Annotated in this window: 27 protein-coding genes and 1 tRNA gene; 20 read left to right on the forward strand and 8 right to left on the reverse strand. The window is 35.1% G+C overall.

Annotation, left to right across the window (positions count from 1 at the left end):
- Positions 1 to 385 precede the first annotated feature (385 nt).
- The 15 genes from ACQ2HF_RS01430 (at position 386) to ACQ2HF_RS01500 (ending at position 12,042) form a co-directional block, all read left to right on the forward strand.
- Complete coding sequence (locus ACQ2HF_RS01430) at positions 386 to 1,468, forward strand: sensor histidine kinase (protein WP_432411731.1); 1,083 nt, start codon at positions 386 to 388, stop codon at positions 1,466 to 1,468.
- A gap of 11 nt (positions 1,469 to 1,479) precedes the next feature.
- Complete coding sequence (locus ACQ2HF_RS01435) at positions 1,480 to 2,808, forward strand: sigma-54-dependent transcriptional regulator (RefSeq protein ID WP_432411732.1); 1,329 nt, start codon at positions 1,480 to 1,482, stop codon at positions 2,806 to 2,808.
- A 185-nt stretch (positions 2,809 to 2,993) separates the two neighbouring features.
- Positions 2,994 to 3,179: a hypothetical protein gene (locus ACQ2HF_RS01440; protein WP_432411733.1), complete on the forward strand. Its 186-nt coding sequence runs from the start codon at positions 2,994 to 2,996 to the stop codon at positions 3,177 to 3,179.
- Between the two features lie 328 nt (positions 3,180 to 3,507).
- Complete coding sequence (locus tag ACQ2HF_RS01445) at positions 3,508 to 4,806, forward strand: Glu/Leu/Phe/Val family dehydrogenase (protein ID WP_432411734.1); 1,299 nt, start codon at positions 3,508 to 3,510, stop codon at positions 4,804 to 4,806.
- Positions 4,807 to 4,833: 27 nt separating this feature from the next.
- Complete coding sequence (locus tag ACQ2HF_RS01450) at positions 4,834 to 5,253, forward strand: GreA/GreB family elongation factor (protein WP_432411735.1); 420 nt, start codon at positions 4,834 to 4,836, stop codon at positions 5,251 to 5,253.
- An 11-nt stretch (positions 5,254 to 5,264) separates the two neighbouring features.
- Positions 5,265 to 5,693, forward strand: a complete 429-nt coding sequence (locus ACQ2HF_RS01455; protein WP_432411736.1) for a hypothetical protein — start codon at positions 5,265 to 5,267, stop codon at positions 5,691 to 5,693.
- Between the two features lie 6 nt (positions 5,694 to 5,699).
- A complete protein-coding gene (locus ACQ2HF_RS01460) occupies positions 5,700 to 6,089 on the forward strand; it encodes a hypothetical protein (RefSeq protein ID WP_432411737.1) in 390 nt (129 codons plus the stop codon).
- Between the two features lie 11 nt (positions 6,090 to 6,100).
- A complete protein-coding gene (locus ACQ2HF_RS01465; RefSeq protein WP_432411738.1) occupies positions 6,101 to 6,943 on the forward strand; it encodes a universal stress protein in 843 nt (280 codons plus the stop codon).
- Positions 6,944 to 7,065: 122 nt separating this feature from the next.
- Positions 7,066 to 7,281, forward strand: a complete 216-nt coding sequence (locus tag ACQ2HF_RS01470; protein ID WP_432411739.1) for a hypothetical protein — start codon at positions 7,066 to 7,068, stop codon at positions 7,279 to 7,281.
- Between the two features lie 250 nt (positions 7,282 to 7,531).
- Positions 7,532 to 8,143 (forward strand): hypothetical protein, encoded by a 612-nt coding sequence (locus tag ACQ2HF_RS01475; protein WP_432411740.1) that lies wholly within the window; start codon positions 7,532 to 7,534, stop codon positions 8,141 to 8,143.
- Positions 8,144 to 8,330: 187 nt separating this feature from the next.
- Positions 8,331 to 8,894: a TetR/AcrR family transcriptional regulator gene (locus ACQ2HF_RS01480; protein WP_432411741.1), complete on the forward strand. Its 564-nt coding sequence runs from the start codon at positions 8,331 to 8,333 to the stop codon at positions 8,892 to 8,894.
- Between the two features lie 72 nt (positions 8,895 to 8,966).
- Entirely contained in the window at positions 8,967 to 9,530 is a 564-nt protein-coding gene (locus ACQ2HF_RS01485; protein ID WP_432411742.1) for a carboxymuconolactone decarboxylase family protein, read from the forward strand.
- 206 nt (positions 9,531 to 9,736) lie between these two features.
- Complete coding sequence (locus ACQ2HF_RS01490) at positions 9,737 to 10,549, forward strand: hypothetical protein (RefSeq protein ID WP_432411743.1); 813 nt, start codon at positions 9,737 to 9,739, stop codon at positions 10,547 to 10,549.
- 34 nt (positions 10,550 to 10,583) lie between these two features.
- Positions 10,584 to 11,228 (forward strand): DsbA family oxidoreductase, encoded by a 645-nt coding sequence (locus ACQ2HF_RS01495; RefSeq protein ID WP_432411744.1) that lies wholly within the window; start codon positions 10,584 to 10,586, stop codon positions 11,226 to 11,228.
- A 58-nt stretch (positions 11,229 to 11,286) separates the two neighbouring features.
- Positions 11,287 to 12,042, forward strand: a complete 756-nt coding sequence (locus ACQ2HF_RS01500; protein WP_432411745.1) for a haloacid dehalogenase type II — start codon at positions 11,287 to 11,289, stop codon at positions 12,040 to 12,042.
- Between the two features lie 83 nt (positions 12,043 to 12,125).
- On the opposite strand, the gene ACQ2HF_RS01505 is transcribed toward ACQ2HF_RS01500, so the two are convergent.
- The 6 genes from ACQ2HF_RS01505 to ACQ2HF_RS01530 form a co-directional block, all read right to left on the reverse strand.
- A complete protein-coding gene (locus tag ACQ2HF_RS01505; protein ID WP_432411746.1) occupies positions 12,126 to 12,719 on the reverse strand; it encodes a TetR/AcrR family transcriptional regulator in 594 nt (197 codons plus the stop codon).
- Between the two features lie 11 nt (positions 12,720 to 12,730).
- Positions 12,731 to 14,149 carry an efflux transporter outer membrane subunit gene (locus tag ACQ2HF_RS01510; RefSeq protein WP_432411747.1) on the reverse strand — a complete coding sequence of 473 codons (1,419 nt, stop codon included), beginning with the start codon at positions 14,147 to 14,149 and terminating at the stop codon, positions 12,731 to 12,733.
- A complete protein-coding gene (locus tag ACQ2HF_RS01515; RefSeq protein WP_432411748.1) occupies positions 14,149 to 17,292 on the reverse strand; it encodes an efflux RND transporter permease subunit in 3,144 nt (1,047 codons plus the stop codon). Before ACQ2HF_RS01515 ends, ACQ2HF_RS01510 begins: the two co-directional genes overlap by 1 nt.
- A 19-nt stretch (positions 17,293 to 17,311) precedes the next feature.
- Positions 17,312 to 18,445, reverse strand: a complete 1,134-nt coding sequence (locus tag ACQ2HF_RS01520) for an efflux RND transporter periplasmic adaptor subunit (protein ID WP_432411749.1) — start codon at positions 18,443 to 18,445, stop codon at positions 17,312 to 17,314.
- 10 nt (positions 18,446 to 18,455) lie between these two features.
- The gene (locus ACQ2HF_RS01525) at positions 18,456 to 18,959 is read right to left on the reverse strand and encodes a GbsR/MarR family transcriptional regulator (protein WP_432411750.1); all 504 of its coding nucleotides are present in this window, start codon (positions 18,957 to 18,959) and stop codon (positions 18,456 to 18,458) included.
- A gap of 424 nt (positions 18,960 to 19,383) precedes the next feature.
- Complete coding sequence (locus ACQ2HF_RS01530; RefSeq protein ID WP_432411751.1) at positions 19,384 to 20,019, reverse strand: hypothetical protein; 636 nt, start codon at positions 20,017 to 20,019, stop codon at positions 19,384 to 19,386.
- Positions 20,020 to 20,396: 377 nt separating this feature from the next.
- On the opposite strand from ACQ2HF_RS01530, the gene ACQ2HF_RS01535 reads away from it, so the two are divergent.
- The 4 genes from ACQ2HF_RS01535 (at position 20,397) to ACQ2HF_RS01550 (ending at position 23,844) form a co-directional block, all read left to right on the forward strand.
- Complete coding sequence (locus ACQ2HF_RS01535) at positions 20,397 to 20,567, forward strand: hypothetical protein (protein WP_432411752.1); 171 nt, start codon at positions 20,397 to 20,399, stop codon at positions 20,565 to 20,567.
- Between the two features lie 30 nt (positions 20,568 to 20,597).
- Positions 20,598 to 22,265 carry a tetratricopeptide repeat-containing sensor histidine kinase gene (locus ACQ2HF_RS01540; RefSeq protein WP_432411753.1) on the forward strand — a complete coding sequence of 556 codons (1,668 nt, stop codon included), beginning with the start codon at positions 20,598 to 20,600 and terminating at the stop codon, positions 22,263 to 22,265.
- A gap of 1 nt (position 22,266) precedes the next feature.
- Positions 22,267 to 22,932: a response regulator gene (locus ACQ2HF_RS01545; RefSeq protein WP_432411754.1), complete on the forward strand. Its 666-nt coding sequence runs from the start codon at positions 22,267 to 22,269 to the stop codon at positions 22,930 to 22,932.
- Positions 22,933 to 23,127: 195 nt separating this feature from the next.
- Complete coding sequence (locus ACQ2HF_RS01550) at positions 23,128 to 23,844, forward strand: hypothetical protein (protein WP_432411755.1); 717 nt, start codon at positions 23,128 to 23,130, stop codon at positions 23,842 to 23,844.
- 302 nt (positions 23,845 to 24,146) lie between these two features.
- Here the strand turns inward: ACQ2HF_RS01550 and ACQ2HF_RS01555 are convergent, their stop codons facing one another.
- The gene (locus ACQ2HF_RS01555; RefSeq protein ID WP_432411756.1) at positions 24,147 to 24,401 is read right to left on the reverse strand and encodes a GIY-YIG nuclease family protein; all 255 of its coding nucleotides are present in this window, start codon (positions 24,399 to 24,401) and stop codon (positions 24,147 to 24,149) included.
- Positions 24,402 to 24,440: 39 nt separating this feature from the next.
- Positions 24,441 to 24,513 (reverse strand) — tRNA-Met (locus tag ACQ2HF_RS01560).
- Between the two features lie 165 nt (positions 24,514 to 24,678).
- Here ACQ2HF_RS01560 and ACQ2HF_RS01565 point away from each other — a divergent pair.
- Positions 24,679 to 26,229, forward strand: a complete 1,551-nt coding sequence (locus ACQ2HF_RS01565) for a hypothetical protein (protein ID WP_432411757.1) — start codon at positions 24,679 to 24,681, stop codon at positions 26,227 to 26,229.
- Position 26,230: the final 1 nt, after the last annotated feature.

Below are 26,230 nucleotides of genomic sequence, written 5' to 3' on the forward strand. Positions count from 1 at the left end.
TGTATTTACAAAGATACTTCTGTTCTTTTAAGGAGGTTTCAAATGACTACTGAAATTTTCAGTAGTTAAAACACTGTATATTAAGCAAACATAGTATTCTTAAAATTAGTGGCGTTTCACAGGAGGCAGCTATTTTAAAATCCGACTTGAATGTAGTTTTAGTATGCTAGCAAACCGCTGTCTGGCAAGAAAATCTATAATACTATAATATAATTGCTAGCACTCCTCAAATTTTATAATTTTACATCTATACTTTTTCCAGTTTGACAACCTATTTCTTTGGATGTAGATAATCCTTTATAAGTTTGCAATTGAAGGAGTATACATGGAGAGGGTTTTATAATTTTAAAACAAAACAAACAGAAACACCCAAAGAATTAGAAGGATGAGCGCAACTCAGGAAGCTTTAAAAGAACGCATCAAAGAACTCACGTGTCTCTATGAGGTGTCTTCTATTATTGTAAGTGCAGATATTGGGCAAATACAGGAAACTTTAAGAGCGATTGCTTTTAGTTTAAAAAAAGCATTTCAATTTCCTAAGCATACTGAAGTTGCCATCAAAACTTCCATTTGTTCCATTGAAACAGGATCGATTAATGAACCCCTCCACCTAACTTCTGAAATTAACGTTTTCAACAAACCAAACGGCACAATAACTGCGTCTTTAAATGATGATAAAAGTTCTTTTCTAAAAGAAGAAAAGCAACTGCTTGATAGTGTTGGATTAAAAATAGGTAATCTTTTGGAACGGATAGAAATCCAACAAAATGAAACGTCTTTAAAAAGACAAATGGAACATGCAGACCGCCTGGGGATTTTAGGCGAACTTACGGCTGGTATCGCTCACGAACTTAATACACCACTGGCAAACATCCTTGGTTTTGCAGAATTATTAAAAGCGGAATTTGAGCAGCATAAAAGCGTTTCAGAAGATCTGGATAAGATTATTAACAATGCTATTTTTTCACGTGAAGTGGTAAAAAAGTTGATGTTTTTTGCTTGTGAGATGCCTCAGGAAATGAATCAGGTAAACCTTGTGCCCAGTATTAAAAATTCACTTGCCTTGTTGGATGCATCCTTTAAAAAATCCAACGTAACCTACAAGGTTCAAATAGATGAAGAAGAACTTTTACTAAAGGCAGATACCATACAACTCACTCAAATTATTTTTAACTTAATCATTAATGCGATTTACTTTTCCCCAAAAAATGGAGTCGTTACTATCGAGGCTTTGCAATCTAAAGAGAGTATCATTTTAAAAATTTCTGACGAAGGAACAGGGCTCTCTGAGGAGGCGCTAGAAAAAGTATTTCAACCCTTCTTTACTACAAAACCTACAGGAGATGGTTCTGGATTGGGCTTAAGTGTTGTTCACGGTATTGTAGCTAGCCACAAAGGTGAAATTTCAGCGAAAAACAACCAAAATAAAGGCGCCACTTTTACGGTAAAACTTCCTAAATCACACTAATTTTAGACACCATGCAGCTTAAAAAAGAAAACATATTAATTGTAGATGACGACATCAATATCCTAGAGTTATTGCAGCGCAACTTACAATCGTGGCATTTCCACACCTACAAAGCCGTATCTGTTAAAGAAGCAGTACAAATCTTGCGTGACACACGGATTGATTTGCTAATTACAGATTTAAAAATGCCAGAGATTGACGGTACAGAGCTTATTAAATTTGTATCGGAGCATTATCCTAATTTACCTAAACTTGTGATAACAGGCTACCCATCGGTTCAGGATTCACTGGTTGCTATTAAATCTGGTGTGGTAGATTATTTAACCAAGCCTTTTACTAAAGATGAACTGGGACAGGCAATTGACAAATCTTTAGGAAATAAAGTAGACCCAAAAATCTCTTTAGAAAAAGCGGAAATAAAAAAAGACAGCGTTTACGGCGATATTATAGGTAATTCAGAGAAAATAAATGATGTTATACAAATTATAGAGCGCGTTAAGGACAATAAAGCTACTATATATATAAAAGGAGAAAGTGGTACAGGAAAAGAATTGGTAGCGCGTGCCATTCACTATCAGGGTAAATTTTCGAGAGCACCGTTTATCACGGTGAATTGTGGTGGTATTCCGGAAAATTTACTGGAATCCGAATTATTTGGATATACCAAAGGAGCCTTTACCGGAGCAGAAAAAAATCGGGATGGATTTTTTCAGGCGGCAAATGGCGGCACTATTTTCCTCGATGAAATTGGCAATGCTTCTACTGCAGTACAATCCAGACTACTACGTGTACTTCAAGAAAAAGAAGTGGTAAAAGTAGGTGCCCAAAAGGCAGAGAAAATTGATGTTCGGATTATTGCGGCCACCAATAGTGATTTAAAGGAAATGATTAAAAAAGAAACCTTTAGAGAAGATCTTTATTACCGTCTTACGGTAGTAGAGATTGACGTTCCATCACTTAGAGAACGAAAAGAAGACATTCCCTTATTGACCGAAAAGTTTCTTTTTAAATATGGTGTAGAATACAAAGACCGTTTTATAAAAATAAGTCCAGAGGCATCTGCCATTTTACAACGGTATGATTGGCCGGGAAACATTCGTGAACTGGAAAATATAATTCAGCGAGCGGTGATTATGTGTGATAAAATAATTGACGTAGAGCATCTATCCGATTCTTTAAAATTTAAGATAGATTTTCCGGAAGATGAACTACTTCCGCTTAAACAAATAGAGAAAAAATATATTCAAAAAGTTCTAAACGCTACCAATAATAACAAAACAAAAGCTGCCGAAATTTTAGGAATTGATCGTAAGACGATTCGGCAAAAACTCTCTAATTAAATATATGTGGAATCGGTACAATTTATCCCAATCGGGTAATTTTATACCAGTTCTCATTCCTCCTTCTCATTTTATCGAGTCCCCCAAACCCTTATCCTGTAAGGGTTTTTATAGTTCTGTTCATATACGGCATAGCTACTGGCATATAGATTGCCCTTTGGTATATAAAACAATACCTATGTACTATGACATCAAATACATTCAATATATGTCCCATATGTGTCCATAAAGATATATGTGTACTTACTACTCAAAAAAACCAGGTATGGTCTTGTAGTGAATACGAAGAAGGAGCAGTTAAAATAAAAGCCGATCTACCTTCAGTAAATAATAAAAAAAAGCAGCCAGAAATGGCAGTAGCATACCATTAAAAAAAGAAAAATAACGATGATTTTTAACGATTTAACAACGATTCTTACAGAGAAAAAAGAAGAGCAAACTAAATTAAGGTTCAATAAAGTTTCTACGAGCCCTTATAGGTTTGCAAACAGGCGACATTTAAGAAATAGAGGTTTAATTAACAATCCATTTTAAGAATAGTACTATGAGTTTCAGTTCAATTTTAAATGCTATGGCTCACAAAAAGCCAAGAAGTAAAAATGCGAAAAGTAAATATATTTCAGAAAAATATCAGGAAAGAAGTATTACAAATCGTCTTTTTAAATAATTTATAAAAAAATTCGCTTAGCGGTCTTACTTATGACAACAGCAACAATAGATAAAAAAAATAAAAAGATGCCTGTTAAAGGCATGATGGACAACGTGATGGAGCAATTTAACAGTGCTGCAGATCTCATCGAACTTCATCCCAACATCAGAAAAATATTAAGTATTACAAACAATGAGATTGTTGTACACTTTCCTGTAAAAATGGATAACGGAGACGTAGAAATTTTCACGGGCTACAGAGTACAGCACAATAACGCATTAGGACCTTACAAAGGGGGCTTACGTTACCATCCTACTGTAGACATAGATGCTGCAAGAGCATTGGCCATGTGGATGACCTGGAAAACATCACTTGCCGGACTTCCGTATGGAGGTGGTAAAGGAGGCATCCAGCTAGATCCTTCAATATACTCTCAAGGAGAATTAGAGCGTATTACACGTAGATTCACATTTGCACTAGCCGATAACATAGGTCCAGAACACGATATTCCTGCACCAGATGTAAATACAAACAGCCAGACAATGGCATGGATGGCAGACACGTATATGAGCACACGCCCACCGGCAGAACGTACGGCAAACCAGCACGTAGTTACTGGAAAACCAGATGGTAGTGGTGGTCTTGAAGGGCGAGACCGTGCTACTGGGTATGGGGTGTTTTTAACGATAAAATTTTGGGCAGAGCGCAACAATGAAAACTTAGAAGGAAAGAAATTTATTGTTCAAGGGTTCGGCAACGTGGGCTATTGGGCAGCATATTTTCTTGAAAACGAAGGTGCAAAGCTAGTAGCGGTTCAAGATGCCTTCGGTAGTATAAGAAACATCAACGGAATTAAAGTTGAAGATTTATTAAACTACACAAAAATAAATAATGGAAGTGTCTCAGGATTCCCAGGAGCGTTCGATCTTGACAATGAACGGTTTTTCACCTCTGAATGTGATATCTGTATTCCTGCTGCATTAGGGAATCAAATAACCAAGGAAAATGCTCCAAAAATAAAAGCACGTCTTATTGCCGAAGGTGCCAATGGCCCTACCAATGTGGATGGTGAGAAAATTTTATTAGATCGTGGCATTACTATCATACCAGACATTTTATGTAATTCTGGCGGTGTAATAGGCAGTTATTTTGAATGGCTACAGAACAGAAATGGCGAACTATGGCAACTGGATGAAGTGATGATAAAACTGGAAAAAAAGATGAAAGAATCCTTTAACAAAGTGTATGCTTTTTCTGAAAGTGAAGCTATGGACTTAAGAACAGCAGCTTTCTGTATTGCCATTAAGCGAATTGAGAAAGCGTATATCCAACGTGGTATTTTCCCTTAATTATATACACCTTAAAAATGCATTACAATGAAGTACGGTAGTTTAATATTAGAAAAGAAAGAGTATGTGTATTTAAAACGCATACTCAATATCTCTGGATATGCAGAAGATTTTGAAACACAAAAATCATTACAAAGATTCAGCGAGGAGCTTAAGAATGCACAAATAGTGGATGAAGCCGATATACCTGAAGATGTAATTCGTTTTAACAGCAAAATTACGGTGTACTCTAAGAATGGCTGGGAGAAGACTATTCAATTAGTAATTCCATCAGAGAAAGATGCTAAAAAAGATAAGGTTTCAATATTAACCCCTATGGGAGCAGCTCTTTTTGGCTATTCTGAAGGCGATACCATTGAATGGGATTTTCCTTCGGGTAAACAGCAAATTAATATTGTAACAGTAACGCAAGATGAAAAGCAAAAAAAAATTGAAATACCTATTTAAAAAAATGAACTATGGGGACCTTACAGAAAGAAATATATAATCACGATTCTGATGTTGATGTAACACATAAGATAAATACTATTGAATTGGAAAATTGGGTGAATCACCTAAAGTATATCAAAAAAGAGCTTAACAATTTAATTGGCCTCTGCGATGAAGATTTAAGTCACAGATTGGATGATGAAAATGTGCTTCAAAAATTTAATAAGAAAGAGGTTGAAAATGAAAATTTGTTACAAGCCCTTCATAAATATATGAGTTCACGTAGAGATATTATAGAGTGTGAGGATACGCAATGTGACATGGCTTACATTGCTGAACATGAAAGCTACAGAAAAAGCTATCTCTACCATCTGGACAAATACAGAAGGTTAAAAGATGAATTTTTTAAGACCGTCCAAGGCAAATTTACCTTACTGAATGCACCCTCACAAGCATAGCATTTCTTGGAAACTGAATTATCATACAAGACAGATGTGCATAGAAGACTTTGCATCAAAAAAGATCTAATTGAATTGAGTCAATGGATAGATACACTGTCTACTATTAATACTGAAATAGGTTCTTTAAAAGTAATTGAAAAACAACTCTTAAAAGACCATAGTCTTGAAATGAACCTGCAGGGATTGCGAAGAAAGAATACGTTAGTAATGGGAATGCTATGCAAATATGAACAAGAACTTACTAAAGAATATGAATACGGGAAAAAAGAATACAATGTAACACGGGCCAAAGAGCACGAAAAAAAACGCGATGTTCATGCTACATTTATTCAGGAATTTACGCAACTAAAAAAAGGGATATATCAAAAATTATCCAGGTATCAACGCAGATAAAACATATAACTATGAAAAAGATTTTAATTCCTATCGACTTTAAATTCAATAGTTATGATGCTATTGATTATGCTATCAATTTTTTTAAGCGAGAACAATGTGATTTTTATTTTTTAAACACTTATTCTTATAATACTGAAGGCCTCAATGCTATACACTTACTTCAGGCAGATAAATATTGGTTTGAAAAACCAAAACAAGATTCTGAAAAAAATCTTGGAAATCTCATTCAAAAATATACTTATACTAATCTAGATAAGAAACATTATTTTAATGCACTATCTGAGTGTACAGATTTGGTTGAAGGGATTAAAAAAACGATTAAAGAAATTGAAATTGACTTAGTCGTGCTGCCAGGAAAAGAAGACAGCAATGATACTACTGAAAAGTATAGTAAAAATACGAAACGTATCATAGAAAACATAAGGGGATGCCCCGTGATGGTGATACCGTTTTCGGCAAAACTTCATAAAAACCCCGAATTTGTATTGGTTTCAAATTTTGAAGAGGAACTTCCTACCGCCGAACTTCGAAATTGGTATGAGTTGGTTAAGATCGCGAAAGGAACTATTAAGATAGTGACACTTTCCGGGAAAGATTCTATGTCCACAACTCAGAAAGAGAATCAGAAACGTGTACGTTTTGAAATTGAAGGATATTTCAAAAGTCAAATTACTATAGAATATATAGAAACTATTCGTGATTTGAAAGATTTCGCCAATGATCATTCAGATTATATTATTTGTTTGATGGACAGAAAACCGGATTTTTGGAGAATCTGTGGTATTACCCACTCTCAAGTAACCAATTTAGGCCCTTTACGAAATACTCCTTTAATAGCTTTACACCATTAAAAGGAAGAAAATGAGCCATTGTAAATATAATATTTTACTAATTTTTGGTCTTTCTACCACTGCTATCCTCCGTAGGTTAGTTCTTACTTCAATTTTTCACTAAATTGCTAAAAATATCAATAATGAAAATATTAGAAGAAGCTAAAGATTTTGAAAATGCAACGATGAGCAATATGACGACTAGTGATAGAGTTTCTGCTTCTCGGGAAGCAAAACGACTTATCTTAGGCATTAATGAAGTTTATAAAGAAACACAAGACCCAGAATTAATGGATTTAATGAAGCGTCTTACTGAAAAAAAGAAGAAGATTGAAGTTAGATTGAAAGGCAGACCTTAAGACATCTATCAGGCTTAGATGATTTTTGATGGTCTATCGAAGGATTCTTGACGAATACAACTTACAGACACGTGGCACCGTATATATGCGGTGTATCTGTTTTTGATATCCACTCTTGATTTCACTATGGGAAGTTTATCTTTTAATTTTCCTAGCAACCCCATGGTATAATTCGGTTTGTCGATAACAAAAATTAAGAATGTAACTTCTCTTTAATTTCCTTAACTTGCATTCAGACGCAAAACAATATATGAAAACTACTATCTGGCTGCTGCTGGTATTATTTATTTTTACAAGTTGCTCCACTTCCAAAGTAATTCCATCTCAATGGGTATCTGAAAATTTTCAAAATCAGAAATTCGACAGCATTTTAGTGTATGCAAGTACAGAAGATCGTACTCTTCAAAAAGAGTTTGAAGATATGATGGCTATAGCACTCGTGAAGGAAGGAATTACACCGCTTAAAATGCATGAGGTATTTCCTGAAATTGCCTATAAAGATAATCACTCACAAGAAGAGATCAATCAGTTTGTTTTAGAGTGTAAAGGAAAGAACATCAATAAGGTGTTATTGGCTTCACAGAAATCGATTTCAGTAGATACCATGGTCGCTAAGTCCTTACGCAATTACATGAATTCTCTGGAACCGTTAAAGTTGGGAAGTACCAGTGTGGATAACCTGGAGTATGATAAGAAAGAATTAACTACTTACACTTTAGAAGCGGTTGTTTACGATATAGCAGTTACCTCAGAAGACAAACCAATTGCGTCTACTACCCTAAAAGCAACCAACCCAAAATCTCCTAAAAGATTAAAGAAAAAGTTTTTAAATTCTATCGTATCTCTTTTTAAGCGTAATTAGCTATTTTAACAGAGCTATCGAGAGACTCCTTAATAACGCCATCTTTAGCCATTTAGTTAAATTTTAGGCATCCTACCGGCTTTTGTATCACCCTTCATTTCATTTCAATTTTTGAATTTATTATTTTTATGTTAAATCTTTTTTTATTACTAACCAACTGGTTAGTTTTGTGCTGTATTTAAAAATCATGGCACGAAAAAAAGAATATATTGAAGAAGAAGTTATTGAAAAAGCTATGAATATCTTTTGGCAAAATGGCTATGAAAATACTTCCATGCAAATGCTTGAAAAAGAAATGGGCATTAATAAATTCTCTATTTATTCAAGTTTTGGAAGTAAAAATGGTGTTTTTCTTGAAAGCTTAAAATGCTATAAATCTAAAATACGGGCCATCTTTGAAAAATTTATTGAAGCTTCAAATGGAGTTGAAGACATTAAACAATTTTTTTATGATTCGATATACGTAAGTCATCAAGCAGGTAATCATAAAGGGTGTCTGATAACCAATACCTATAATGAATTCTCAGAAAGTGAAGACCTTTTAATTAAAGACCAGATGAATACATTCATGGGGGATCTTAAAAATATTTTCATTGAAAAATTGAAAATGGATGCTACCAAAGACGAAGAAACAATATGCAAACAGGCAAATTATTTGGTATTGGCTAAGCACGGTTTGGCTGCAGCATCAAGAGTTAATACGCAAAAAGAAATTGAAGACTATATTGAGATGACATTTAAAAACCTATAACCCTTTTTTTCACACGAATCTAAACGATTGTTTAGATAAAATTAATATTCAAATAAATTTAAAACGTAACCTATGACAACATTAAAAGTTCACAACATCGAAACTGCACCAGAGGAAAGCAAACAATTATTAGAAAAATCACAAAAAGCGTATGGCATGATTCCAGGTCTACACGGTGTTTTAGCGGGAGCTCCGGGAGCCCTAGAAGCATACCAAACACTACACGAGTTATTTGTAAACTCTTCATTCAACAATGAAGAATTAACAGTGGTATGGCAAACAATAAACGTTGAACACGAATGTCATTATTGTGTGCCTGCACATACAGGGATAGCAAAAATGATGAAAGTTGATGATGCCATTACAGAAGCATTGCGTAATGAAACATCGCTTGCCAACCCAAAACTGGAAGCGTTACGCACGATGACTTTAACAATAGTTCGTAATCGTGGACACGTAACTCCAGAAAATTTAACTACTTTTTATGCTGCTGGATATGGTGAGAGACAACTGTTAGAAATTATTTTAGGACTGTCTCAAAAAACAATTAGTAATTATGTAAACCATATAGCCAACACGCCCGTTGATGAAGGTTTCCAGAAATTTGCTTGGACTAAAGAAAATGAGGTTTCGTAATCCTCAAAACCACAGATTTAATAGTCAACATAAGCCTTCCGTTTATCCGGAAGGCTTATTATCAAATACGTAGCGATCAAAAAATTGGAACTATGAGTATTTCAGTAAAAAATAAGATCAATTTTGGGGCTAAACGTAAAGAGTATCGCAGGAATTTTATTAAATTATGAATACCATATAAAAACCAACGAAATACAAAAAACTACATGAAAATTAACATAGCAGCTGGGATACTAAGCATCCTACTAATGTCTTGCGGCAATAATGATAAAGTAAATTCGCAAAAAGAGACCGCTCCGAACTTTCAAAATAAAGGTCACGAATTAGTGCATACTATGGCACAAAAGGTAGGCACCTATGATAAACTTCTTGAAAAGAATGATGTTACGTATACCTATACCTATCAAACACCAGATGGCAAAACGGATGTCGCCACTGAGAAGTATCTTTTTAAAGATGAATTATCATATGGCGCCTATACACAACACGAAAGAACTTTACCACAACTCCAAGGACTCATAGAGCAAGGATATAACGGAACGGAATTCTGGCTAAAGCACAATGAAGCAATCTTAACAGATGAAGACTTCATAAAAAAAGTTCAGTTTAATAGACCCACTAATTTTTATTGGTTCACCATGATGCAAAAATTATTGGATACTGGTTTAAAATACGAATATATAGGAGAAGAAATAATAAAAGGTAATGACTATGATATCGTGAAAGTAACTTTCGATTCAAATGAAAATAAGGCCACAGATACCTATCAATTATATATTAATAAAAAGACAGCGTTAGTTGACCAATTTCTTTTTACTGTAGCTGATTTTAATATAATTGACACCCCTAATTTGATGAAACTTGAATATGAAACTATAGACGGATTCTTACTACCCACAAAACGAAAATATAAAAAGTCTACATGGAATGCCGATGAAACTGATGCCCCTTGGATACTAGTAAATTGGTCTGATATAAAATTTAATAACAGCTTCACAAAAGAAGATTTCGAAAAATAAATAGCCAACTCATTTATAACTAAACACGGAGATTATGATGGATAAACTTAAAATTGATATTGTATCAGATGTGGTATGTCCTTGGTGTACCATTGGATACAAACGTCTGGAAAAAGCCATTTCAGAACTAGGAATTGAAGACCAGGTAGAAATTGAATGGCATCCTTTCGAGCTAAACCCCAATATGCCCAAGGAAGGTCAAAATATAACAGAGCACATTACCGAAAAATATGGTTCTACCCCAGAACAGCAAGAAGAATCGCAACAGCGAATGACAGCTATTGGTGAAGAAGTTGGTTTTACGTTCGATTATTTTGAAGATATGAGAATAGTAAACACCTTCAAAGCTCACATTTTATTAGACTATGCTAAAGAATTCAACAAGCAAACCAACTTAAAAATGCGTTTAACAACTGCATTTTTTAGTGAACGGAAGGATGTTTCAGATAGCGATATTTTAAAACAAGCGCTACTGGACGTTGGTTTAAATGCTGAAGAAGGATTAGCAAGATTGGACACTGAAGAAGCACGTAGCGCGACAAGAAACAAACAAGAATATTGGAAAAATTTAGGTGTAAATTCAGTTCCAACTATTGTGTTTAACAAAAAAAGTGCTGTAACAGGTGCACAACCTGTCGATACTTTTAAGCAAGTCTTATCAGAATTCATTGCGGAATAGCACTATCCTATCAGTACAGAAAAATACCAAAAGAAATTTTATTTAAATCATTGAAATTATGGAAACAACTAAAAATGTAGCGCCCACTACAATTTCAGGAAGTACGCAAAAAAGCAAAGAAAAGTTTATAGAGAAAACGCGCCCTAAGGTTTTATTCTTTGATGTAAATGAAACACTTTTAGACCTCACTCCATTGAAAAAGCAAGTGAGTAAAATTTTAAACGGAAAAGAAGAAGTCATCTCTCTATGGTTTACCACTATGCTACACTATTCTTTGGTGACTACTGCCAGTGGGCAGTATGAGCATTTTGGCAATATTGGTGCTGCTACATTACAAATGGTAGCAGCAAATAATGGAATTTTCATTCATGAGGATGAGGCACGGAACACGGTTATAAATACAATACGGAACCTTCCAGCGCATCCTGAAGTAAAAGCCGCTTTAACGCAATTAAAAAAGGATGGGTATACCTTAGTATCATTCACTAATTCTTCAAATGAAGGCGTGAGAGAGCAATTTGAAAATGCTGGTTTAACCCAATATTTCGATGAACGATTGAGTGTTGAAGCTGTTGGTAAGTTTAAGCCCTTTTCAGAAACGTATGCCTGGGCTGCAAGCAAAATGGATGTAAAACCTGAAGCGTGTATGCTTATCGCAGCTCACGGTTGGGATGTTGCAGGCGCATTGTGGGCAGGTTGGCGTGCGGCATTTATTAGCAGACCCGGACAACAAGTATTTCCGTTGGCACCTCAAACAGAAATTGTAGCATCCAACTTAAAAAATGTAGCCGATATTCTTATAACCTACAAATAAATCATTACAGCAGAATAGTGCCTCTAATTTCTATGTAGAGAGCAATTTGAAAAGCTTCAGTTTATTTTACTTTAAATAGATTCCTATTCAAAATAAGAATTTGAATACGTACGAGTAGTGATTCCTTTTAAATTGTAAACAATTAAATACCGAACCAGAATCTCATTGGAATATACATTGAATAGATTATCATTTTTAAATGCAATATGGTCAATGCGCAAAAAGTAGAGTTCGCAAACCAGATTAAGCGAGACCTCATCTTTAATCAAACCTTTACTTTTAGCTTCTTTCAATAACGATAAAATCGTACTGTAAACTAACTGGTTTGAAAAATTAGTAAAGACCTTGTCGGCTTTCGGATAATATTTCTTAATCCCGAATAAAAAGGAGGGTTTGAAATGCTTTAGGTATTCAAACCCTTTTTTATAAATAAGAATAACTTTTACAATGGGATCTTCACGGGAATTAGTTACAATGGCTTCAACTTCTAAAAGGTATTTATCCAGCAAAAAAGACAGGCTTTGAGTGACTAAGTCTTCTTTATTTTTAAAATATTTGTAAATTGTCTTTTTTGAAATAGCCAGTTTTTGGGCCAATTCATCAAGTGTGAATCGTTTACTACCAAAGGTTGTAAAGTTAACGATGGAGCATTCTAAAAGTTTCGATTTTGTAATCATCTCCGGTTATTCTATCTCCATCCACCCCCAAGAGCTTCGTATAAATCTACGATCGCTACTAATTGCTGTAGTTTACTATCTATACTACTAAGCTCTGCATTTAATGCGCTCTGCCTTGCTGTTAATAAATCTAAGTAGTTTGCATACCCATTTTTAAGTAATTCTTCGGAGTTTTCTTCGGCAGTTCGCAATGCTTCCACTTCATTTTTTCTGAATTCTAATTTTTTAGTTTCAGCATCATAAGAAAACAATGCGTTAGACACTTCATTACCAGCTATAAGCAAGGTCTTTTTAAACTGAAGTAAAGATTCCTCTTGTTGTGCTATCGCAACTTCTTTTTGTGTTTTTAGCTGTCTTCTATTTAAAAGCGGTTGTGTTAAACTTCCAATAATTGTAGCGAACAAAGAATTTGCATTTAGCAGTTTATCCAGTTCTAAACTTTGAAGCCCTCCAGAAGCCGTTAAGGTCAATGATGGATACAAGTTACTTCTAGCCACATTCGTAAGTTCAAAAGATTGTATTAAACCATACTCTGCTGCCATAACATCTGGTCTGTTACGTAACAAAGTTGCCGGCACACCAAGTTTTAGATCCTGCTCAATTTTCTGAAGATCCAAGCTACTTCTTTCAAAATCCTGCGGCGCTTTGCCTAACAGCACACTCAGTGTATTTTCTGCTTTAAAAATGGCTGTCTCAATATCTACTTCTAGAGCTCTTGCATTATTATATTGCGCTATGTTCTGGTCTACTGCAACCTGCGTAACCTGGCCTGCATCTTTTAATGCTTTAATGGTTTCTACACTACTTTCTCTACTCTCTATAGTTTTTCTGGTCACTTGCAGTTGTTCATCTAGAGCCAGCAAGGTGTAATACGTATTTGCAATACTTGAAATTAACTGCGTTTTTACTGCTTGGTGTCCTGCAACACTTTGTAAATATGCTGCCTGCGTTGCTCTCTTAGTACTACGTATTTTTCCCCAGATATCGGCTTCCCATGATAAATCTGCAGTAATGTCATACGTATCCAAACTTCCACTAAACAGAGAACCAAACTGACTGTTTTGTGAAAATTCTTGATGTGTAAAATTAGGACCTACGCTTAAAGTTGGCAGGTATCCTGCTTTTCCTTGTTTTGCATAGGCTTGCGCAGCTATCATTTGCTGAATTGCAATACGAACATCCATATTATTTTGTAACCCTTCTTCTATATACTGCTGAAGCTGTTGGTCTGTAAATAATGTTTTCCAGGATACATCGGCAATAGAAATACTATCTGCCGGAAGGTTTTCGGTTCTGTAAAGCGCTTCGGTTTTTATGTCTAAATCTGGCCTAACATACTCTTTTGCTACAAAACAACTTTGTAATGTTAACGTAACCACCAGCAATAAAACTGCTTTACTAAAATTTCTATGTTTTAAAATTGATTTCATTATTCTTGATCTTCAATAGTTTGAACTGCTGGTTTACTAGAAACTTTTTCTTGTAACCACTGAAATAATATAAATAGGATAGGAATTATAAACACCCCCAGAATAGTTCCAATAAGCATTCCCCCTACGGCACCTGTACCAATAGAGTTGTTACCTTCAGACCCTACTCCATTTGCTAATACTAAAGGCATTAATCCTAAAATAAAGGCGAACGAGGTCATTAAAATAGGACGTAAACGTGACTTTGCTCCATGAATCGCTGCCGTAACAATGGGCTCACCATTCCTTCGTCTCTGGAGTGCAAATTCTACAATTAAAATGGCATTTTTAGCAAGCAATCCAATAAGCATAATTAAAGCAATTTGAAAATAGATGTTATTTTCTAATCCTAAAAGCTTCGTACTTATATACGCACCAAACACTCCAAACGGTAGTGACAACACTACTGCAAATGGCAATAAATAGCTCTCGTATTGTGCACTCAATAAAAAGTATACAAACAGAATACTCAATCCAAAAATAAAGGCGGTTTGGTTCCCTGCACTCACTTCTTCTCGTGTTAAACCAGAATAAGCAATGGTGTAGTTACTTGGCAGTTTTGCAACCTCCTCTTCAATTACCCGAATAGCATCTCCGGTACTATAGCCATCGTTTGTGGCTCCTGTTATCGTTGTGGAATTAAATAAGTTAAAACGTGTTACCGATTGAGGACCATATACACGTTTCAAATTCACAAATTGTGTAATGGGTGACATTTCGCCAGAATCTGTTCTTACATACATACTATTTAAAGCATTTACATCTGCTCTATCATCTGGTAACGATTGAATGTATACTCTAAACTGTTTTCCAAATTTTGAAAAATCAGATGCATACACCCCTCCAATATATCCTTGCAAGGTTGAGAAAATACTGTTAATAGGCACTCCTTTTTCTTTTGCTAAAGGCACATTAATTTCCATTTCATATTGTGGATAATTTGTGTTGAAGGAAGATTGCGCATATTTAATTTCTGGATGACTCATTAATGCCATCGCAAATTCTTTATTTGCTTTATCTAAGTCTGTAAATTCCCCACCAAACTTATCTAACAGATTTACCTCAAAACCTGCCGAGTTACCAAAACCTCGAATACTTGGCGGTGAGAAGAAGATAATGTTTGCTTCAGGTATGGTTGAGACAACACCAAATAGTTTCCCTGTTATGGCCTGTACCGAAAGTGATTCGTCTTTCCGTTCATCCCAATCCGATAGTTTTATAATTCCGAAGCCATAATTACTACCAGACCCACTAATTAAACTTCTACCTTTAATAAAGTTTACAGCAACAATACCGTCAATACCATTTATTTTATCATATAAATCTCTTGAGACAGCATCTGTTCTGTCTAAAGAAGCCCCTGCTGGCAACTCTATATTTGCAAAAATAATCCCTCTGTCTTCATTAGGCACAAAACCTGTAGGGGTTGTATTTGATGCCCAAAAAATTCCAACAATAGCTAACACTAATAGTAAAGCAGGCACCCATTTCCTTTTGTATAAAAATTGAAGTGATTTCCCATAACGTTCTACAGTAGCATTAAATCCGCGGTTAAACAGTTTGTAAAAACGCTTTAACGGCCCTTTCCCTTTTAACTCTTCATCTTCTTTGTGTGGTTTTAATAATAAAGCACACAATGCAGGACTTAAGGTTAATGCGTTTACTGCGGAAATGAGAATGGCGATAATTAAGGTAACACCAAATTGCTCATAAAACACCCCTGTTGGTCCAGATATAAAAGTCACTGGAATAAATACAGCTGCCATAACCAAAGTAATGGAAATAATAGCTCCAGATATTTCGTTCATGGCTGTTATCGTAGCATTTTTAGGATTCTTTTCACCTTCATCCAATTTGGCATGAACTGCTTCTACAACCACAATAGCATCATCTACCACAATTCCTATGGCGAGTACTAATGCGAATAGCGTTAGAAGGTTAATAGAGTATCCAAAAACATTCAGGAAAAAGAAGGTCCCAATTATAGAAACCGGAACTGCAATTGCCGGAATTAGTGTGGAACGTAAATCCTGTAAGAAAAGAAACACCACTAAGAATACCAATACAAAGGCTTCTAGCAACGTACTAATTACTTTTTCTATGGATGCATTTAAAAACAAACTTGTATCATAAGGGACAAAAATATCTAACCCCTCTGGAAGGTCTTTTTTAACCGATTCTAAGGTTGTTTTAATATTTTCAATGATTTCTTGTGCATTAGATCCTTTTGTTTGGAAAATACCCATAAATACGGCTGGATTACCTTTACTCATAGCATTAGCTGCATAAGACTGTGCATCTAACTCTATAGTAGCGACATCGTTTAAACGAAGAAATTCTCCATTACCTAATGCTTTAATTACAATATCTGCATACTGTTTTTCTTCTTTAAAACGACCACTGTATGTTAAGGTATAAGAGAATGCTTCTCCATTATTCTGACCTAAAGATCCAGCAGCTGCTTCTAAGTTTTGCTCCTGCAGTGCTGCCGTTATGTCTGAAGGTATTAAACCATAAGCAGCTAGTTTTTCTGGTTTCAACCAAATACGCATTGCATAATCTTGTTGGGAGAATACGCTAACATCTCCCACACCACTAATACGTTGCATGGAGGGAATTACATTAATTTTTAAGTAATTCTGTATAAATGTAGCGTCATAATCTTCACTTTCAGAATACATAGATATAAACATTAAAGCACTAGTTTCCTGCTTTTGCGTAGTTACACCTGTTTGAAGCACCTCTTGAGGTAATAAAGAATTTGCTCTCGACACACGGTTTTGAACGTTAACGGCCGCAATATCTGCATCCATTTCCTGATCAAAATAAACGGTGATTTCTGCTGTTCCGGTATTAGATGCTGTAGAAGTAATATACGTCATTCCCTCTACCCCGTTAATTTGCTCTTCAATAGGAACAATTACACTTTCTAATACAGTTTCTGCATTGGCTCCTGGGTAGGATGCTACCACTTTAATGGTGGGTGGTGCAATATCCGGGTATTCTTCTATGGGTAAACTAGTAATACTAATGACACCTAGTATCACTATGATAATAGAGATTACTGTTGAAAGAACGGGTCTTTCAATAAATGTTTTTAACATGGAATTTTTTTTCTGGTGATTAGTTTTTAAATAACGTAGCTATTGGTTTAATAGCTTCATCAAAAGAGGTTTCTTGAGGTGTGATTGTCATTCCATTTTTTAATTTACCAACACCAGACACTACAATTGTATCTTTTTCATCTACTCCAGATGCTACAACATATAAATTGTCTACGGTTGATTTCACTTTTATAATGGAAGTTGAAACTGTATTATTCTCCCCTAACGTATACAACATAACATTTCCCTGTTGCTCAAAAGTTGCTCCCTGAGGAATAATAACAGCATTTTCATATACGGTTGGAATTTGTATTGTACCACTATTACCATTGGTTAATAACTGGTTGGGATTCTTAAATATAGCGCGCAAACTTACAGTTCCGGTATTCTGATTAATCTGTCCAGAACTTGTTTGTATTTTTCCTTTTTCAGCATACGTACTTCCATTAGCCAACACTAAGCTCACCTCAGAAAAATTAGCTAACTTTTCTTCTAAGGTATTCCCCTCAGCATTTTGTAAAAAGTCTAAATATTGCTTTTCGTTTAAACTAAAAAACGCAAATACTTCACTAATATCACTTACTGTAGTTAGTGGATTAGGATCACTAGGACTAACCAATGAACCTTCCCTATATTTAATAGTACCCACATACCCATCTACCGGACTTTTAATCGTTCCATAGCTGATGGTAGCCGAAACACCACTATAAGCAGCTTTTGCTTGTGCCAAATTAGCCTTAGCAGTTTCTAATTGTACAGGACTAATAATATTTTTTTCTACTAACGGAATTAATTTATCTACCTCTACTTGTGCTACATTAACACGTGCTTTTGCCGCACCAGCGTCTTGATTTAAAGACTGTGTTTCTAATTTAAATAACACTTGCCCTTTACGTACTTTCTGACCTTCGTCTACTAACACTTCTTGAATATATCCAGAAACCTTTGCCCTTACATCACTATTTATCACTCCTTCTAAATTTGTTGGGTATTCTTCATATCCAGTTACCGTTTTGTTTTGTATTTGTGTAACCGGAAAAGCTGCGGGTGGAGCCTGCTGTGCAGCTGCAGTATTTTCTTCTTTAGTACCACAACTGGCAGCAACTAAAAAAACACTTACTCCTAACGCCATTACTATTTTTTTATATCTCATTTTTCTTAGTTTAAAGATCGAACTGATCATCAGTTAATTTTGTTCTTAGTACGTCTATGGAGGCAGATGCTCCATCTATAAATTTTATATAATCATCATGAAAATTTAAATCGAATTTTTCTTCTTCATTTTCAATTTTTTGAAGGTTTTGGATTTCTTTATACTTTTTAATTTCAAGGTGGATTTCACGTTCTTTTTGCCAATGGCTAATCATGTTATCAATGTGTTGAACAACCATATCTTTATTAATAACAAAATATTTTTTGCGATCACCTGTTTTGGTGAAATACACAATTTTCTCTAAGTCTTGTAAATGATTAAGATGAGTGGAAACAGTACTCTTGCTGGCACAAAGAATTTTAACCATACTTTCAAAAGTGGTTCCCTGTTTGCCTGTAAGAATTATGTAAGATAAAATACGGGCTGCAACTGGCGCTAATTGTTCTCTATTTTCCAAATGCACACCTAGTTTTTCAACTAAGGCCATTTTTTCTTTGCATATTTTTTCTTTCATTTCTTGATTTTTAATCCCCTGTTATGAAAAAAGGAGTATTCATTTACAGTTTAATTTGATGCAAATATATAATTAGTTCTGAAACAACCGAACTAAACGAAGTTAAAAGGCTGTTAAATCAAATACATGATCTGTTGTATACATAAACGAAAATGTAAAGAGCTGTTCAAAATTGATGTTTACCCATATTTTTTGATGAACCTAACCGTCTTGAATCCATTGGTACGTTCAGGCCGTTTTAAGAGAAGAATACCCTTCAGGGAGGATACTGAGTATATCCAAAAGTAGGCATACATATTATCACTCCTGGTTGGAATGTAGCAGGAGTCTGTTCGTAGAATGGGTGAAAGAACGAGTGTATTTAAAACCAAAAAAAACCACCACGGTTAACGTTAGCGGTTTTAGTTTCATAAACGTATTAGCTTTACAACAATGAAGTACAAATATGTTCTGTAATCATATACCCTGTAATAGCATTTAACGTTTTACCATTATTAGGGTGTATGCCTGGATGTGTGAATAATTCCAGATTCTTTTTTCCTTGTTTGTAATACCATATTTTCGGACTACCGTCTCTATCAAAGAAAAAATCCTCACGACACTCCGCCTCCACCTTCTTAAATTTTGTAAGTAAAACTGGATCAATCGGTTTGGCGTTGGTTTCTTCACAATGAATCTTTACAAATTTAGTTTCGTCCCAGATCATGCATTTTTTTCGGGTTGCATCATAGATGAAAAAAGCCACTACTAGGAAAAGAACCAATAAAGCATATTGATATCTTTTAGTATTAATCGTTTTGGTATTCTTACTCTCTAAATAGCTTTTATAATCTTCAAAATCAAGATATAGCGCTAAGTGATCTTTCGCAGTATTTGAAATATTAAAAGATTCTTTGTTTTCCCATTTCCTGTAATAACCCCGAATCGCATCTGCGGACGTTGGCTGTTTGCATTTTAATTCCAGTGCATCATAGATATGAGTTGCCAATCCTAAAGCGGAGCTTGATGTACTATTCTTTTTTGCTTTATTGAATGCATCTGTAAGCAACTGTTCTCGCATGTGGATCTAAATTTTTGGTCGTTGAAAATTACAAATTCTAATTGGAAATCTATTGTGGTTTTCCTTCCCAATAGCTTTCCAAATTCTTTCCAACTACTTCTCAGGTCATTTCCGACCTAACTTCTTTTATTTGCTCTTGTATTGTTGATCGCCCAAGCGTAATAGGGTTTACGATTATTTCAACAATATATATTGGAGTCGCAAAGTAATGTGATAGGACCTTTTGAGAAGTAAGCTGACACACGGTACTTCTGCGCTCCAAACTTCTCAACCGAAGAGCTTGCTCTTCCCTTTAATGTATGGCTTCTGGCCTATTCTCTAAAACTGAGCGAAGTCTCGGAGGGCCATACTTATGTTTAATTTTAAATTCAAATCAAATGAAAAAGGTATCATATATCATACTTTCTTGTATGCTAGGTGCACTCATATTTTCGTGTACACCAGAAAGTAAAATTAATGCCGCTAATGAAGTAGCGTGTTGCGATGGAAATGGGCACATTCCTCCTCCGCCGCCGCCGCCTCCACCGCCACCTAACGGCGGTGATTAATATCTAAGATTAAGTTCTTACTTTAGAGGAATGAAAAAAATCAAATTTTCATTCCTCTTTTTTTCATGGCTTTTGGGCTGTATCCTAGTTATGGCAAGACCTCAACCCATAATTCCACAACAGACCGTAGACAGTACCACCTATTATTATAATAAAATTATTAATCCAAAAACACCTGAAGATTTACCTAAAGGGTATGCTTATTTTAAGAGACAGAAAGAAGAACTACTTTCAAAACAGGATACTTTACGCGCCATTTATGCACTACGAATGCTTGCCATGTCCGAATTTGAGATGGGTCGCATCTATGCCAGCGAGAATTCAGCTATAGATGCTCTAGCGCTTTTAGATGAAACCTCTAACGAGATTAAAATAGCTGCAGATGCCGAAATAGGTATGTACAATCATCTAGGTATGATTTACAATATCACAGACCAACCACGCAAAGCAGTCAAAACATATACAATCGCCTTAAAAAAAACCAACCAATTGGGAGACAGTATTACTTTGCTTAATAATATGGCTAATTCATATAAAGAACTTGAACAATATGAAAAGGCTATTTCAATATTAGAATGGGTTTACGTAAAAAGCGCTGGTCAAAAAAATAAAATTAAAGCAGCTAGAGCCTTGGATAACTTAGGAAATACACAGGCTAAAGCAGGATATGCCCAAGGACTTACCAATATGCTAGAAGCCTTGGAACTTAGAAAGGAAGCTATGGATAATAGCGAATTATTTGTCAGTTTTAAGCACCTTAGTGAGTATTATAAAAAAGTAAATGATTCTGCCTCTGCTCGCTTCTATGCGACCTTAGGAAAAGAAGCCGCGAATCAGGTTAGTGTGGCTTATAAAAAAGAAGCACTTGCGCACTATTTAGGGTTAAGCGATAATCAAGATATCTTAGAATACGTGCGAATAATCGATAGCACTTCTAGTGCAACATTACAACAAGACAAAAAATTTGCAAGTATAGAATATGATTTTACAAAAGAGAAAGAGCGTACTCAAGCCGCAGAAATTGCTGAAGAAAAAGAACGTCAACAAAAAAGTATCTTTCAATTGCTTGGGCTTTGCATCGGTTTACTTACGATAGGTTTGTATTTCGTATTAAAATTTCGCCATAAAAAAGAGAAAATTGAGCAGTTATACCAGACAGAATCACGAATTTCAAAAAAAGTCCACGATGAAGTAGCTAACGATCTCTATAAAATTATGGCTAAAATTCAGACCTCCCAAAACAAGGGTGAGGCGCTACTAGATGATTTGGAGTCTGTATATCAAAAAACCAGAGATATTTCAAAAGAATCTAGCCTCATTCAAATGGATGAAGATTTTGGCAGTGTAATACGGGGGTTGTTACTGAATTATCAAAGTGACCATGTAAATGTAATCACCAAAAACCTAGCTAATATAAACTGGGATTCTATAAGCGAATTAAAAAAAATAACACTCTATAGAGTACTGCAGGAATTAATGACCAATATGCGAAAGCACAGCAAGGCAACAGTAGTCGTAATCTCTGCGAATCAATCGGGTAAAAAACTGGATTTCATCTATACCGACAATGGGATTGGAAGTGAATTAAAAAGAGGCAACGGACTCCTAAATACGGAAAACCGTATTCGGTCTGTAAACGGAACTATTATATTTGACTCCACTAGTAACAAAGGATTCACAGCTAAAATAAGTCTATAATATGTTTACAAAAGTGTTGGTCTCGGACGATTTAGGCAGTATTAATTCTGGGGTGTTTAGTATTCTTAAGGGAATGGACGTTAAAGAAATCATCCAAGTACAGTATTGCGATGATGCCTATCTGAAAATAAAGAGCGCCACACTGCACAAAGCACCCATAGAATTATTGATCACAGACCTGTCCTTCGTGCCGGATCACCGCCAGCAAAATTTCAATTCAGGAGAAGAGTTGGTAGCCATTCTAAAAAAAGAACATCCCGAACTTAAAATACTCGTGTATTCTGTGGAAGATCGCACCCAACTCATTAAAAGGCTCCTCAACGATTTAAAAGTTGATGGGTATGTGAGCAAAGGAAGAAATGGTCTCACTGAATTAAGGAAAGCTATCACTACTATTGCAAAAGATAGTATATACCTTTCACCACAGTTAAGCCAACTCCTAAACCAAAAAGAGCGTTTAGAAATTGATGATTTCGATATAGAATTGATGCGCTTATTATCTCTTGGGAAATCGCAAGAAGAAATCAGTGCCAATTTTAAACAAAGTAATATTTCCCCTAGCAGCTTGAGTACCATTGAAAAACGATTAAACAGACTACGTATTCAATTCAAGGCCAACAATGCGATTCATTTAGTGAGTATTGTAAAGGATTTGGGGTTGATATAGTCTGTATACGGATACCCGTAATAAACTTCCATAAAATAAAATTAATCTTGTCATGTTTTTTAGCCAAACGGCTTTCATATTGGGGAGCATAGAAAAGACACTGTAACAGGTGTCTTTTTTTTTGCAGGTTACGGGTTACCGTAAAGAATACCAAAAAACGATTTGTAGGTTTGGATAACTAAAATCAACTCCCACATGAAAAAAACAATACTCATTGTTCTACTTTCAATTTTACTTATTCCAAAATTGCAAGCGCAAGATGACGGTTTACTTGGTGCTGCAGTAGGATTAGCAGCAATTGGAAGTGCTATTATTGCTATTGATCAAATGAAAGAGCAGGCCGAGTTAGAAGCGACAGAATGGTTACTCAACAACAGGCCAGAAATGTCGAGTTTTTCCCTTAAAACATTAGATTTTGATGGGAAAAAAGCAAAAGACATGTCTTCTGTTACTGTAATTACCTATAAAATACAGGAATTTCAACTTCGAGATAAACCAGAACTAGATGGCAAAAAACATGTGCTATTCGGATTCACAAGTTACGGATGGGCAAACGAAATGGGAGTTGACTTAAGCCGCGTACGATGGCACATGATAGATGCAGATGAATGGATGAATATGATGGTAGCCTATGTAAAAACTGCCTCAAACGAAAGAGAAGATAGTAAAATTAAACAGAATTTAAAAACGGGAAAAATTGTAAATAAAGGAATTAAAGAAAGCTTTGACTACACCATCCCTTTTTACCGATTGGATGGGGATATGTATGCCGTTCGTGACTACAACGATATGATGAAATTGATATATAACGAGCGCTCACTGGGCATATACCTGAAGGAAACATCAAACCTAGTTCAAATTGGCCGGGGTGATATTATAAAAATTCATGACTTTTTTAATGAGGATGATTAATAATTTAAAAATTAAACTTTTAGTCAACAAAGAAACCAAACGAAGGAAAATAAAGAAATATCAACGGAATTAAAAAGTCATTGCTTGCGTTTTTATTGAGCCAAAATATGCATAACATAAGGGGAGTTTGATTATAATTTCATTTTCTATTTCTTTGATAGCTATCTATATCTGCAAAGAATCACAAAGAAAAGTATAGTTATAAACAAAGCTATAACATTTAAGTTATGGTTTTCTGTTTAATAGTCAGCCGCGGCTGAGACTCGAGCAAGTGTCCGTCGTGGCGGATATGAGCCTAACAGTTATTCAAAATTTATAGTATTTGCAATGCATTCTCTGCCAACACCCGATTTCAAAAACTTCTCGAATAACAATGCCTCCTTTTTATTTTTGAAAAACGCAACAAACACAACGTTCCAAGGACGATATCTAATTGTCCAACCCCTTTTTCCTAAGCTGTTATGAGAGTGAAAACGAGAAATTAAATTACTGGTATAACCTATATACCTTTTACGATAGGTATGAGACCATAAAATATAAACTACAAATTCTTCCATAAAAAAACTCCCCTAAAAGCTAGGGGAGTTTTGATTTAGTAGCGGGAACTGGACTCGAACCAGTGACCTTCGGGTTATGAGCCCGACGAGCTACCTACTGCTCTATCCCGCGATGTATGCTCCAACTCTTCAAATAAGCACTAGTTCATAGGACTAGCAGAATTATTGGACTGCAAAGATACAAAGCTTTTACAATCCCGCAAGTTAAATCAACCTATATTTTTAACATTACATCACAAAAATTTCAGCAAATTAAGCGATATGATTACTTTTAGCTATGTCAAAAAAACTACGAAACACTATTTTAATTATTTTAGGAATCGCTTTACTGCTGCTTGGAGGTCTCATTGCCAGCAACATCATTATAAAAAACAAAATTGCTCGCTTTACAAAAGAGCAATTACCACAAAATATTCTCGCCACATTTGAGGATGTTTCTTTGCATTTACTAAATGGTACACTCACCTATACCGATGTTTCAGTACAACTTCAAAATAAATCTAATGACACGACCCATACCTATCTTACCGCAAATAAGGTAGTTGTTGAAGACGTAAGCTATTGGGACTATTTGTTTTCTAAAGAAATACATATTGAAGATATTAAAATAAAGTCGCCCAAAATTAAATACTATAAAAATAAGCTCATTACCTCAAATGATTCAACAAAAAGTAAGGCATTTCTAACCTTAAACAAACCGCTGATTGTTGACGAACTTAGTATAGACAATGCTACCGTTACTTTTTTTGATACAGATGAAGATGACATCCTATTGTATGTAGAGAATGTTACGATAGAGGTTGACGACATCACGGTAGACAATACGACCCTAAGTAAAAGGTTGCCTGTAACCTTTCTTAATTACGAGGCTGAAGCTGATTCCGTTTTTCTAAAAGTAAGTCCGTATGAGAATCTTACAGTGGCTCATTTCAAATTAAAAAACGAAAAAGCCAAAATAGAAAACTTGCATCTAAGCACTAAATTTTCAAAGGTTGAGCACGCCAAAATGCTGAAACAAGAACGAGATCATTTTAATGTTACCTTAAAAGAAATAGAAGTTAATGCCATAGAGTTTGGTTTCAACAATCGAAAATTCTTCGCCAAAACCAGTCTTATAGCGCTTACCGAAGCAGACGCAACCATTTACCGAAACAAATTAGTTGCAAACGACCCCACCATTAAACCTTTGTACAGTAAAATGCTGCGCGAGTTGCCCATAGATCTTACTATAGATTCGGTTCTGGTTAAAAATAGCACTATAGTGTATCAAGAAAAGGTGAAGCAAGAGCAACCGCCAGGCACTATTTATTTTGACAACTTTAATGCATCCCTAAGCAATATTAGCAATACATATCCTGAAGGAGATAATACAAAAATTTCAGTAGACACACAGTTTATGAAAGCTGCTCCCTTGCATGTGGATTGGAGTTTTGATGTAAATAACTCTCAAGACAATTTTACTTTTAAAGCAGATTTAGGTCTTCTGTCTGCCGATAAAATGAATACGTTCACGAAACCAAATCTTTTAGTGGAACTAGAAGGTGAAACCGAAAAAACCTATTTCTCTGTCTATGGCAATAGTGCGCAATCCAAAATTGACATGCGTATAGATTACAAAAATTTCAAGGTGAACTTACTTAAAAAGAATGGTACCAAAAAAAACAAACTACTATCTGGTATTATTAATATTTTTGTTAAAAAAGATAGTGGAGACAATGAAAGTCAATTTAATGAAGGTAGCGCTACAGTCACACCAGACCGCACCAAATCTTTTTTTAATTATATATGGCTAAATGTTTCGGCTGCGTTAAAAGATTGTTTACTATAAT

Source organism: Rasiella sp. SM2506 (assembly GCF_050859505.1).
Classification (GTDB): domain Bacteria; phylum Bacteroidota; class Bacteroidia; order Flavobacteriales; family Flavobacteriaceae; genus Marinirhabdus.